This is a genomic window from Anaerofustis sp. LCP19S3_F7 (assembly GCF_052119445.1).
GTDB classification, from domain to species: Bacteria; Bacillota; Clostridia; order Eubacteriales; family Anaerofustaceae; genus Anaerofustis; species Anaerofustis butyriciformans.
Genome location: NZ_JBQKFF010000005.1, coordinates 70,492 through 82,914 on the forward strand (window position 1 = coordinate 70,492; position 12,423 = coordinate 82,914).

10 protein-coding genes are annotated in these 12,423 nt (G+C 29.7%); 5 read left to right on the forward strand and 5 right to left on the reverse strand.

All coding sequences use genetic code 11. The features are described from left to right. The first annotated feature begins 71 nt into the window (after nucleotides 1-71). Both rapZ and ACTQYZ_RS06595 read left to right on the forward strand, forming a co-directional pair. Entirely contained in the window at nucleotides 72-941 is an 870-nt protein-coding gene (rapZ, locus tag ACTQYZ_RS06590) for an RNase adapter RapZ (RefSeq protein WP_441022146.1), read from the forward strand. A gap of 21 nt (nucleotides 942-962) precedes the next feature. Next, entirely contained in the window at nucleotides 963-1,934 is a 972-nt protein-coding gene (locus ACTQYZ_RS06595) for a gluconeogenesis factor YvcK family protein (RefSeq protein WP_441416257.1), read from the forward strand. Between the two features lie 27 nt (nucleotides 1,935-1,961). Here ACTQYZ_RS06595 and ACTQYZ_RS06600 read toward each other — a convergent pair whose 3' ends face one another. The 5 genes from ACTQYZ_RS06600 to lon all read right to left on the reverse strand — a co-directional run bounded on the left by ACTQYZ_RS06600 (nucleotide 1,962) and on the right by lon (nucleotide 7,670). Further along, a complete protein-coding gene (locus ACTQYZ_RS06600; protein ID WP_441022142.1) occupies nucleotides 1,962-2,612 on the reverse strand; it encodes a potassium channel family protein in 651 nt (216 codons plus the stop codon). A gap of 39 nt (nucleotides 2,613-2,651) precedes the next feature. Beyond that, entirely contained in the window at nucleotides 2,652-3,995 is a 1,344-nt protein-coding gene (locus tag ACTQYZ_RS06605) for a TrkH family potassium uptake protein (protein WP_441022140.1), read from the reverse strand. 190 nt (nucleotides 3,996-4,185) lie between these two features. After that, complete coding sequence (locus ACTQYZ_RS06610) at nucleotides 4,186-4,713, reverse strand: hypothetical protein (RefSeq protein ID WP_441022138.1); 528 nt, start codon at nucleotides 4,711-4,713, stop codon at nucleotides 4,186-4,188. 18 nt (nucleotides 4,714-4,731) lie between these two features. Next, nucleotides 4,732-5,313 (reverse strand): ribosome biogenesis GTP-binding protein YihA/YsxC, encoded by a 582-nt coding sequence (gene yihA, locus ACTQYZ_RS06615; protein ID WP_441022136.1) that lies wholly within the window; start codon nucleotides 5,311-5,313, stop codon nucleotides 4,732-4,734. Beyond that, nucleotides 5,313-7,670 carry an endopeptidase La gene (lon, locus tag ACTQYZ_RS06620; protein ID WP_441416258.1) on the reverse strand — a complete coding sequence of 786 codons (2,358 nt, stop codon included), beginning with the start codon at nucleotides 7,668-7,670 and terminating at the stop codon, nucleotides 5,313-5,315. Before lon ends, yihA begins: the two co-directional genes overlap by 1 nt. Nucleotides 7,671-8,217: 547 nt before the next feature. On the opposite strand from lon, the gene ACTQYZ_RS06625 reads away from it, so the two are divergent. From ACTQYZ_RS06625 to ACTQYZ_RS06635, 3 genes are read left to right on the forward strand one after another with little or no spacing between them, the layout of a single operon-like run. Then, the gene (locus ACTQYZ_RS06625; RefSeq protein WP_441416259.1) at nucleotides 8,218-9,372 is read left to right on the forward strand and encodes a hypothetical protein; all 1,155 of its coding nucleotides are present in this window, start codon (nucleotides 8,218-8,220) and stop codon (nucleotides 9,370-9,372) included. A gap of 10 nt (nucleotides 9,373-9,382) precedes the next feature. After that, nucleotides 9,383-11,218, forward strand: coding sequence for a substrate-binding domain-containing protein (locus tag ACTQYZ_RS06630; RefSeq protein ID WP_441416260.1), 1,836 nt, complete (start codon nucleotides 9,383-9,385; stop codon nucleotides 11,216-11,218). Between the two features lie 16 nt (nucleotides 11,219-11,234). Further along, nucleotides 11,235-12,410: an NAD(P)-dependent malic enzyme gene (locus ACTQYZ_RS06635; RefSeq protein WP_441022130.1), complete on the forward strand. Its 1,176-nt coding sequence runs from the start codon at nucleotides 11,235-11,237 to the stop codon at nucleotides 12,408-12,410. The last annotated feature ends 13 nt before the right edge of the window (nucleotides 12,411-12,423 follow it).

Sequence of the window (12,423 nt, forward strand, 5' to 3'; positions counted from 1 at the left end):
TTAAATATGTATTTTAAAGTTTACTTTGATACGTAATTAATTATATAATAAAATACAAAGGGAGGTATGAAATGAGAATAATAGTTGTTGCGGGAATGTTGGCGGCAGGAAAGAGTGTTGCTCTAAGATTTTTTCAAGATAGAGCATTTTATTGTGTAGATAATCTTCCTCCGAAACTTATAGATACATTTATAGAGCTACTAGATAAAAGCGAGCCTAAAATAGAAAATATAGCCATAGTACTAGATGTAAGAGGAAGCGCTTTTTTTGATGATATAGGGCTTATTTTAGATAATTTAAAAGAAGAAAGAAATGCGGAAATTTTATTTATTGATGCTGATGATGATGTACTTATTTCAAGATATAAAAAGAACAGAAGAAAACATTTGATTTCTGGAAATGACAGAATAGAAGTTGCCATAAAAAAAGAAAGGAAATCAATGGAAGAGGTTAGAAGAAGAGCAGACCTTATAATTGATACTTCAAAACTTAAAGAAAGAGATTTTGAAAAGATTCTTCATGATTGTTACAGCAGGTTTGATGATATTCCGTCTATTTTTACCATTAATGTTAGTTCCTTTGGGTTTAAATATGGAATACTTCATGATGCAGATATAGTTTTTGACGTAAGATTTCTTCCAAATCCTTTCTATGAGAAAGATTTAAAGCCTTTAACAGGAAAGAATAAAGAAGTTTCCGATTATGTTTTTGGCTTTGAACAGACAAAAGAATTTATGGATAAACTATATGATATTATTTCATTTACAATTCCTTATTACATAAAGGAAGGTAAGGCTCAACTTGTTATTGGAATAGGATGTACAGGAGGACGACACCGCTCTGTTGCCATTGCAAGTGAGTTAGCTAGAAGATTATCCGAAGATAATTACATGGTGACAGAGGAGCATAGAGACATAAGTAAGGATAATTACCAATATTAATATTTATAAGAAGGTGATTATATGAAATTTAAGGATAAAAATATTGTTATAATAGGCGGAGGGACTGGGAACAGTGTTTTATTAAAGGAATTTAAAAAACATACCGATAATATTAGTGCCATTGTAACAGTTTTTGATGACGGCGGAAGTACTGGTAAATTAAGAAGGGATCTTGGTATTTTAGCAGTAGGGGATATAAGAAACTGCATTACCGCTCTTGCAGAAGATGAAGCAACTATGACCAAATTAATGGAATACAGATTTACAAAGGGTGCCTTAAAAAAACATTCTTTTGGTAATTTATTTCTTGCAGCTTTAAATGAAATAAGCGAAAGTTTTCCAAAAGCCATAAAGGATATAAGTGATGTTCTCGCTATTAAAGGTGAGGTAGTTGCTGTTACAAAGAATGATAATGTAACTTTATGTGCTCTTCTTGAAAATACAGCTGTTGTAAGCGGAGAATCAAAGATACCTAAGCAGGCAATAAAAATGAAAACAAAAGTAAAAAGGGTATTTTTATCTCCAACCAGTGCAAAGGTAAATGATTATGCAGTTGAAAAGATAAATAATGCGGATATTATAATTTTAAGCCCAGGAAGTTTGTATACATCAATTATTCCAAATCTTCTTATTACTGATATACCTTATGCTATAAGCAAAAACAAAAAAGCTAAAAAATATTTTGTAACAAATATAATGACTCAGCATGGTGAAACCGATGGGTTTGATGTTACAAAACATGTAACAGAGGTTGAAAGACATATTCCGTCAGATTTTAGAATTTTTGATGAAGTTATATATAATACGGGAAGTATTGATGATGAAGTATTAAAGAAATACAAAAAGAAACATTCTAAAGTTGTTGAAGCTAATTTAAGTGATGAAATGAAAAAGAAATATAAATTTACAGGACTTGATCTTGTAACTTATGTTGACGGAGTGGTAAGGCATAACAGTAAGGCATTAATAGAATACTTAAAAACACAGGATTAAAAAAAGACTCTTTTTTAAGAGTCTTTTTTAAGTTAACGATGTAAGTTTGAAAACATCTGATGATTTTCCTATAACAATTATATGATCTCCTTCTTTGAAAGTGTATAAAGGACTTGGAACAGGATCTAAAGAGTTTGCATTTTTTACTGCAATGATATTTACTTTGTATTTTCTTCTTATAGCAAGCTCGATAATTGTTTTTCCAATCCATGAGTTAATAATTGGAATTTCATATATTGAATATTCATCTGTTAATTGAATATAATCGAAAATATTTTTTGCATTTGATCTTATTGCCAATTTTTCTGCCATATCTCTTTCAGGGTATACAACTTCATCTGCACCTATTCTTAAAAGAAGTTTCTTTTGTATATCACTGCTTGCTTTTGTTACAACCCATTTTGCGTTTAAGTCTTTAAGAAGTGCTGTTATTTCCAAAGATGATTGGAAGTCTTCTCCAATGGCAACAAAACAAATATCAAAGTTATTTACTCCTATTGATTCTAAAACTCCTTCTACTCTACAATCTCCGATTTGAGAGTCTGTAAATTCTGATGCGAATTCTGAAACTCTTTCCTCGTCTTTGTCGATTATCATTACATCATTTCCTAGTTCTTGCATTTTTCTTGAAAGATGTTTTCCAAATCTTCCCATTCCAATTACTAAAACTGATTTCATTTTTTATTCTTTATTTCCTCTCTTTAATTATTATATATTCTAACCTACAAGTATTTTTTCCGTTGGTCTTTCAATAGGTGCTGTTTTCTTTTTAGCTGATAATGTAAGCATTAATGTTAAGGCACCTACTCTTCCTGCGTACATTAAAATAATTATTACTACTTTTGATGCTGAGCAAAGTGTTGTTGTAAGCCCCATTGAAGAACCTACAGTTCCGATTGCAGAAGAAACTTCAAACATTATTGCCAGTGCAGAAGAGATTTCAAAGTAACAAAGAAGCATGCTTCCGATTAAAAATCCCATAAAATATAGAGTGAATACTGCACTTGCTTGTTTTACAGTTTCACCGTCAAGTTTTCTTTTAAATATAGTTATTCCATTTTGTTGTCTTGAAGACGCAACTGCACTCATTATAAGAACAACAAGTGTTGTTGTTTTCATACCACCTGCTGTTGAACCAGGGCTTCCACCTACAAGCATTAAGAATATTGTAAACAAAGATGTTCCTTGAGTTATATCTGCCCAGTTTATAGTGTTAAAACCTGCCGTTCTCGGTGTTACTGATTGGAACAGTGAAACTAAAATGCTTTCTTTTACACTACTGTTTGCAAGTACACCGTTTTGGCTTTCAAAGATAAAAAATACCAATGCGCCTACAATAATTAATGAAGCTGTAGCAGTTAAAACTATCTTTGAGTGAAGTTCGTATTTTTTAAAATTAAATTTGAATTTTATAATATCGCTCCAAACAATAAAACCTATACCGCCAATTACAATAAGTGACATTATTGTTAAGTTTACAAGGATATCATCAGAGTATCTTGTAAGAGAAGAGAATTTTTCAAATCTTCCCATTAAATCAAATCCAGCGTTACAAAAAGCCGAAACAGCATGGAATACGGCATTATATATACCTCTTAAAAATCCCATTTCAGGAATAAATCTTATTGATAAGAGAATTGCTCCTATACCTTCAAAGAAGATTGTCCCTTTAATGATTCTAAGAATTAATGCAACGACGCCTCCGATTTGAATACTTCCAGCTGACTGCATTAAAAGTTTTCTTTCGTTTAGCCCTATTTTTCTTTTTAAGAAAATAGATAGCATGGTTATTATGGTCATAAAACCAATTCCGCCTATTTGTATCATACAGATTATTACTATTTGACCAAATAAAGACCAATGTGTGAATGTGTCATATACAACAAGTCCTGTTACACAAGTTGCCGATGTGGCTGTAAATATTGCATTTAAAAAGGGAGTAAATTCTCCACTCCTTGATGATATCGGAAGAGTAAGAAGAATTCCTCCTGTTAGAATTATTAAGAAAAATCCTAGTGCGATGATTTGTGTATATGTTAATTTACGCTTAAGAATGTTCATTTAATTTCCCTTTTAAATATTTTACTTCCATAGCATTATATCAACAATATATAAATATATCAATGCTGTTTTATGTATATATATGGATTGTAATATTTATATAAGTTTTTTTCAATAGTTAATAGATTATTTTATATAAAGTTTATAATTGTAATAAAAAAGAGCACATATTGAACTCTTTTTTACGTGTTTAATTTAAGTTGTAATCATCTAAGAATTGCTCATATTGTTTATCTTTTAAATCTTGAATTTTATCTTCCTTCATTTTGTTTAATACAGTCATTGGAATACTTGTAAGGATAAGTATAATAAGACCTCCTATAATCATCATAACAAAACATTTAATATATGATTTTGATGTGATGTTTATTATCTTTTCTTGAAGTGTATCAATATTCAATACTTGAGCGTATTCCATTTTATTACAGTTTGGGCAAAAGAATTTCTTTGAATAATAACTGTATTTAGGTTTATTAATAAGCATAGGACCTTCTAATTTCGTTTTTGTTACGCTTCTTGATTTTGAAAGAAAGGTTTTTGTAATATCCTTTGCAGGTGCAGTATATTCCATACTGCATTTTTCACATTTCAGCTTAACATCAAAATCAGAATTTTCTACAATTTTTTTGTTCCTTTTCATACATAATACAAAACATAATATTACCCATGATAAAAGTAAAATGCCCATTACAATTAAAACTACAATACTTGCAATCATTGTTTTTCCCTCATTTTATTAGATAAATTCGCTTATAAATTCCAAAGTTTCATCTCTTCCAAGATTTTCTTCGGTAGAGTATATGATTATTTTATCATCATCGTCTAATTCTAATGTCTGTTTTATTACATCTATATTCTTTTTTCTTTTGTTTTTGCTGATTTTATCTGCTTTTGTAAGAACAATTACAGGATAAATATCATTTGCTAAAATATCGTTATACATTTTTATGTCGTTATTTGTTGGTTTATGTCTTATATCAACAAGGAAAAAAACTATAAAATCCGTATTTCTTTTTTGTAAATAGTCGAATATTATTTTGCTGAATTGTGCTTTTTCGCTTTTGGATACTTTTGCATATCCGTATCCCGGCATATCCACAATATAAAATTCGTTGTTTATGTTATAGTAGTTTGCTGTTCTGGTTTTTCCCGGTACAGAACTTGTTCTTGCAAGAGATTTTCTTCCAAGAAGATTATTTATAAAGCTGGATTTGCCTACGTTTGATTTTCCGATTAAAACTATTTCAAGTTTTTCTTCCGGTGGCAGCTGATTAAATTTTGCTGCACTGGTTACTATTTCGGCACTTTTTATAATCATTATTTTTCCTCTTCAAAAATTATTTTATATACTTCTTTCATGTGTTTTACAGGAATTATTTCAAGGTGTTTTTTGATGTCTTCACTTATTTCTTCAAGGTCTTTTACATTTTCTTTAGGAATTAAGACTTTTTTTACTCTTGCTCTTGCTGCTGCAAGAAGTTTTTCTCTTAGTCCCCCTATTGGAAGAACATCACCTGATAGAGTTATTTCACCGGTCATTGCGATGTCTTCTGCAACTTTCATATTTGTTAGGGCAGATATTATTGCAGTCGCAAGAGTTATCCCTGCACTTGGACCGTCTTTTGGAGTTGCACCTTCTGGAACATGGATATGAATGTCTTTCTTTTCATAGAAATCTTTATCGGCGTTTAACTTATCGGCTATTGTTCTAACGTAAGTTAGTGCAGTTTTTGCCGATTCCTGCATAACATCTCCAAGATTTCCGGTAAGTTCAATTCTTCCTTTGCCTTCTGTAAGAACGGCTTCTATTTTTAATGTGTCACCACCGTAACTTGTATAAGCAAGTCCGGTAACTTTTCCTACGTATTTTTTATTGCTTTGTTTGTTGAATGTTATTAATTCTTTTCCTAAATATTCGTGTAGATTCTTTACTGTAACTTCTATTTTTTCATCTTCGTTTAACACGATTTTCTTTGCACATTTTCTGCATATTTTAGCTATTAATCTTTCAAGTTGTCTTACACCTGATTCCAAAGTATAGTCTGACACTATTTTATCCAAAGCGGCAGGAGTAAATTTAAGGTTATCCTTAGTAAGTCCATGTGCTTCAAGTTCTTTTTTGATTAAGTGTTTTTTTGCAATTTCAACTTTTTCTTTTGGCATATAACCAGGTATTTCTATTACTTCCATTCTGTCTAAAAGAGCAGGCGGAATTGTCGCTGCTGTGTTTGCTGTCGCAACAAATAATACATTTGAAAGATCAAAAGGAATTTCAAGGTAGTGGTCAGAGAAGTTTGAGTTTTGTTCAGGGTCTAATACTTCAAGAAGTGCGCTTGCAGGGTCTCCTTTAAAATCAGAACCGATTTTATCTATTTCATCAAGAAGGAATAGGGGAGAATTTGTTTTTGCTTGTTTGATTCCCGCAATAATTCTTCCCGGCATTGCGCCTATATAAGTTCTTCTGTGACCAGTTATTTCTGCTTCGTCTCTCGTTCCACCAACTGATAGACGAACGAATTTTCTTTTTGATGCTTTTGCGATTGCTTTTGCTATTGATGTTTTACCAACCCCCGGAGGTCCAACCAAACAAACGATAGGTCCTTTTAGAGAGTTTGTAAGTTTTAATACTGATAAGTATTCTATTATCCTTTCCTTAACTTCTTTTAAACCATAGTGGTCTTCATCTAAAGTTTTTTGTGCTTCTTTTAAATCAATATCCGGTTTTTCTTCTTTTCCCCAAGGTAAATCAAGGATTGTTTCAATATAAGTTTGAATTACTCCTGCTTCGCTTGAGCCAACAGGTATTGTATTTAGTCTGTCTATTTCTTTTTGTATTTTTTCTTTGTATTCTTCGGGAATAGGAAGTTTTTCTAATTTTTTTGTATAGTCACTTCCGCTTGCACTTCCGTCGGCATTATGAAGTCTGTCTTGTAAAACTTCAATTTTTTCTCTTAAATAAACTTCTTTTTGAAGTTTTTCCATTTTTTCTTTAACTTCTTTTTCTATTTCATTTTCAAGAGATAAAACAGAAATTCTTTTTTCCAAAACCTTATATACTTCTTTATATCTTTGTTTTGTGTCCGTCATACAAAGTATATCTTGAAAAGTATCATAATCAAGATTTAAAGGCGGTAAAATAAGGTCTATAAGTTCGTTTGGATTTTTGATTGAAGAAAGAAATGAAGAAAGTTCAAATTCTGCCGTAGACATTTTATATGCAGAATATTTGTTGAATTTTTCTTTTAATATATTTGTCATTGCAATTTCTTCTTCGGTTAATTCTTCTTCAGAATAATTTATTATATCCGCATTTGCCAAAATATAAGGACTTGCTTGTATATATTCCTTTATTTTTACTCTGTTTAAAATTTTAACTGAAACTTTTATTGCGTTATAAGGAAGTCTTATAAGGTTTGTAATTTTAGCCAAAACCCCAACTTCACGTAGGTTTTCAAGGCTTATTTCTTCCTTATCGGCATCTATTTGAGCAATTAAATAGATTAGGCTGTCTTCTTTAACGCTTTCTTCCAAAGCCACTAATGATTCGCTTCTTGAAACGTCAAAGTTTGCATTCATTCCGGTAATTAAAGATAAATCTCTTATTGAAATTGCCGGCAGAGTCATATTTCCCATATTGCTTGTGTATGTATTCATAATGTTTTGTATATTTGCCAATTTTAAAACCTCTTTATCTAAATATTTAATATATGTTTTGATTAATTTTGTTTTATAAGAAAAGAAAAATATTTTGAAAAAGTTTTATTCATTTTACTTTTTTTCTTATAAAATTTTATAAATCAAGATTATATCATTTAAAAGTGATTAATTCAAAGTATTTTTTATAATTAATCAAATTTTTACTTTAAAATACTTATAATTTTTATATTTTTTTATTTTTATTATATTCTAATATATATTACATATTTTATAAATACGTTTTTAATATGTTTTTTTGTTTTTTTATTACAAATTATGTCTTTTTATGGCAAATTATTTTCTTTTTCTGCAATTTTCGACAAATTAAGGTATAAAATATTTTATATCTACTTAAATAAAATGAATGTAAATTAATGAAAAAATATAATATTATCATTGTTTTTTTATTAATTTTATTTAGCTTTTTGTTTATTCCCTTATAAGCCTTTTCCTTGTATTTGATAGGGGATTGTGTTATAATTTTTTGTATGAATTTTGTTGAAAATACTTATTTTGGGAGAAAAAAATGCTTAACTCTTATACAAAAAACGAAGTATTGAAAATGCTTAAAGATGACTGTGAAAATATTAAAATAAAAAGTCACGTTATAATGCTTGAAGATAGTTTAAATCATGTTCTTGCAAAAGACGTAATATCAAAAGTAAATATCCCTGAAAGTGATATAGCACAAATTGACGGTTATGCTATAAATCATGAAGGTTTATACGGAGTTGATTATTATGAACCTATACGTTTTGATATTGTAAATGAAAATGAAATAAATTTAACACAAATAAAGAAAGTTTCAAAAGGAGATAAGCTTCCTCTTGGAGCAGATAGTGTTATTGATATAAAGTATGTTAAAGAATACGGAAGTTATGTAACAATAAATAGACCCATAAACAAAAATAGCGGGGTTTGTTTTAAAGGAAGCACAGTAAAAGAAAATGATGTAGTGCTACGAAAAAATACACTTTTAAACAGTTTTCATATAGGACTTCTTGCGAGTTTAAATGAATTTATGGTTGAAGTTTATAAAAAGGTTAAGATAGGAATTATCTCTACCGGGAATAACATTATTAAAGTAAGAGATAAAGACATAAACAAAGATATAGACATATGCTCTTATATTTTGCTTTCGGAACTTGAAAAGAAAAGATGTGTTGGAATTTCTTATGGAATATATAAAAATGCCGATAAGGAAGTTCTTGATAAAGCTACAAAAGAATGTGATATTGTAATTATACTTAATTACGATAAAAATAAATTTTTCTTAGAAAGTGGAAAATGCTATTTTGAAGATATTTTGATTTCTCCTTCAAAAAATGCTTTGATATACAATATAAATTCCACTTTTGTTTATGTGTTTGACTCAATGCCTAAAGATGTACTTATAGGATTTAGGGAGCTTGTAAATCCTGTAATGAATTATATGATTGATATTAAAGACAGTGAAGGTTATATAGATGCAATAAGCCTTTATAATATTCCTGCAAGAAAGGGAATTAACGAGTATGTTTTTGTTAAAATAATGGAAGAAAAAGACGAAACATATTTTGAAGCCATTGACTTTGATGCATCTTACAGCGAGGTAATGCGAGATGCAAATGGATATATAGAAATATCTAAAAACAAAGATAAAATTGAAAAGGACGAAACCGTAAAGGTTACGCTTTTATAGAGGTATAAGTATGGATTGTTATAAAGATATTTCTTTTGAACAGATGCAGGAGGTTTTCCTTGGGGTATTAAAAGAAACAAAGCATCTTCAAAGTGAGTATGTAGATGTATATGATTCTTTTAACAGAGTTTTATTTGATAATGTTTATGCAAAGGAAGATGTGCCTAGTTATTCTTATTCTTTATATGACGGTGTAGCGGTAAACATAAAAGATATTGAAAAGAAAGAAAACCTGTATAAAATAAGCGAATACAAAAAAGTAAACAAAGGTGATTTTGTTGATGATAAATATAATATTGTAATAGATAAGCACGATATTATATATAAAGGAAATCTTATTTATGTAAATTATATGCCTAATCTTTTTTATGGTATAAAGTTTAAAGGTCAGGAAAGACAAAAGGGCAGTTATTTATATGCAAAAGACACTCTTTTAGACAGTGAAAAAATAGGGGTTCTTTTGGAAGCTAGAGTTGATAAGGTACGTGTTTATAAAAAACTTAAAATAGGATTTGTGCTTACTTTAAATGAAGAAAAGTACAAACATGAAAAAAGAAAACACAATCCTGAAACCATCTTTATGGTTTTAAAAAATAAAATACAAAACGAAAGAGTACAAATAAATTTATATCCTCATGAAAGAGAAGATAAAAGAGACTTTGAAAAGAGGGTAAAGGAAGCTTCTTTAAAAAATGATTTGGTTATTGTAATTGGAAGAACCGGAGAAGGAAGTAATGACCATACTTATGAAGTTATAGATAAACTGGGAAGTGTATATATAAAAGGAATGAATACAATACCTGCTACTAACTTTATGTATGGAAAAGTTTTGGGATGTGATATGTTTGCTTTCCCGGGAGATATATTCTCAAACATATTCCTTTATAATATGTTTATAAAAAAATACATATCTTTGCTTACAAGGGTAGGAGAAGAAAAAGAAAACACCATTATGGCAAAGCTTATGGAAGATGTGGATTCAAGTTTTTATTATAAAGAATTTGTATATGTAAATTTATTTAATAATTCCGACGGTTTTAAAGCTCTTCCTCTTCAAGTAAAAAATGCTTCAATGTATGACTTTTTTGGTGCAGACGGATATTTTGTGATAAACGAAAATGTAAAAAATATCAAAAAAGGAGAGGACATAAAGGTTCATTTATTTAAGCCTTTAAAGGATACGGATAATAACGTGTTGTTTGTGGGAAGAAAGAATTTAATAAATTCTAAAATAATAGAATATTCTTCTTTTTACAAAATGAATATAATTCAAAGTTCAAATGTAAATGAATTAAAGGGCAGTATTACATCAAATGAATATGTGCTTGGAGAATTTGAAGGAAAAAGCGAGCATTTTAAAGATGAGCTTATAAAAGAAAAAGTTATAATTCAAGGTGTAAGGGAAAGATATGGTTTTGCCATAAACAAAAAATACCTTGAAATAACCGATGTTGAAGATTTGGCTAAAAAGAATATAGTTTTTGGAAATCTTCCGAGAAATGATTTTTCTAGAAAAATACTTGAAACCTTACTTAAAAACAAAAAAATAAACTATAAGGATATAAAGGGTTTTGAGGATAATATATATAAAAATGAAACGGTATTGTTGTCAGCTTTGTTATCAGACAGGTTTGATGTGTGCTTTATAAGTGAAAGAGCTGCAAAAAATAATAAAATAAAATTTGTTCCAATAATAACAAAAGAAAATGATTTTGTGATAAATACCGTGGATGAAGAATTAGTCAAAAGAATAGCTTTTGTATTTTCAAATCCGACTTTGAAAGAAGAGCTTAGGGAAGATTATAATACAGAAAATTTTGGCAGTATATTAAGAAAAAAGAAATAACGGAAGAAGGAAAATTATGGATGTAAAAGAAAAATCTCTTAAACTTCATGAACAGTTAAACGGAAAACTTGAAGTTATAAGCAAAAAAGAAGTAAAAACAAACGAAGATTTATCACTTTTATATACACCGGGCGTTGCTCAGCCTTGTGTAAAGATACATGAAAATGAAGATGACGTATATAAATATACGGTTAAAAAAAATCTTGTAGGTGTAGTAAGTGACGGAACAGCGGTTTTGGGTCTTGGTGATATAGGTGCTAAAGCTGCAATTCCCGTAATGGAGGGAAAGGCTATCTTATTTAAAGAGTTTGGCGGTGTTGATGCTTTTCCAATTTGTGTGGATTCAAAAGATGTTGATGAAATAGTAAAAACCGTAAAACTTATTTCTCCTGTTTTTGGAGGAATTAACCTTGAAGATATATCAGCTCCAAGATGTGTTGAAATAGAAAACAGATTAAAAGAAGAACTTGATATTCCTGTATTTCATGATGACCAACACGGAACAGCCATTGTTGTTGGGGCAGGAATAACAAATGCTTTAAAAATAGTAAAAAAAGATATAGATAAAATAAAAATTGTTGTAAACGGAGACGGTTCGGCGGGATATGCCATAACAAAAATGCTTATAAATTTAGGTGCAAAGAATGTTGTGGTATGCGGAATAAACGGTGCTTTAAAAGAAGGCAGAGATGACAATTATGTTCAAAGAGAACTTTTAAAAATAACAAATCCAAATAAAGAAGAGGGACTTTTAAAAGACGTTATAAAGAATGCAGATGTCTTTATAGGTGTTTCAAAGGGAAATCTTGTTGATGAAGAAATGGTAAGAAGCATGAATGAAGATGCAATTATTTTTGCCATGGCAAATCCTGTGCCTGAAATTATGCCTGATGTGGCAAAAAAGGGCGGGGCAAGAGTTGTTGGAACGGGAAGAAGTGATTTTGAAAATCAAGTAAATAATGTTCTTGCATTCCCTGGAATATTTAAAGGTGCTCTTGGTGCATATGCAACAAAGATTACAGAAGGTATGAAAGTTGAAGCTACATATGCCATTGCAAACTTTATAAAAGAAGATGAGTTAAACGAACATAATATACTTCCTAGTGCACTTGATAAAAATGTTGCTGATGCGGTTGCAAAAGCAGTATACGATCAAGCAATCAAAGAGGGAGTAGTTAAAAATATCAAATAAAAACTATTTTGGA

What these genes read in the sequence shown, in the direction of transcription:
- ACTQYZ_RS06630 (WP_441416260.1), top strand. Translation starts at nt 9,383, where the DNA reads ATGGATTGTTATAAAGATATTTCTTTTGAACAGATGCAGGAGGTTTTC.
- rapZ (WP_441022146.1), top strand. Translation starts at nt 72, where the DNA reads ATGAGAATAATAGTTGTTGCGGGAATGTTGGCGGCAGGAAAGAGTGTT.
- yihA (WP_441022136.1), bottom strand. Translation starts at nt 5,313, where the DNA reads ATGATTATAAAAAGTGCCGAAATAGTAACCAGTGCAGCAAAATTTAAT.
- ACTQYZ_RS06595 (WP_441416257.1), top strand. Translation starts at nt 963, where the DNA reads ATGAAATTTAAGGATAAAAATATTGTTATAATAGGCGGAGGGACTGGG.
- ACTQYZ_RS06605 (WP_441022140.1), bottom strand. Translation starts at nt 3,995, where the DNA reads ATGAACATTCTTAAGCGTAAATTAACATATACACAAATCATCGCACTA.
- ACTQYZ_RS06635 (WP_441022130.1), top strand. Translation starts at nt 11,235, where the DNA reads ATGGATGTAAAAGAAAAATCTCTTAAACTTCATGAACAGTTAAACGGA.
- ACTQYZ_RS06610 (WP_441022138.1), bottom strand. Translation starts at nt 4,713, where the DNA reads ATGATTGCAAGTATTGTAGTTTTAATTGTAATGGGCATTTTACTTTTA.
- ACTQYZ_RS06600 (WP_441022142.1), bottom strand. Translation starts at nt 2,612, where the DNA reads ATGAAATCAGTTTTAGTAATTGGAATGGGAAGATTTGGAAAACATCTT.
- ACTQYZ_RS06625 (WP_441416259.1), top strand. Translation starts at nt 8,218, where the DNA reads ATGCTTAACTCTTATACAAAAAACGAAGTATTGAAAATGCTTAAAGAT.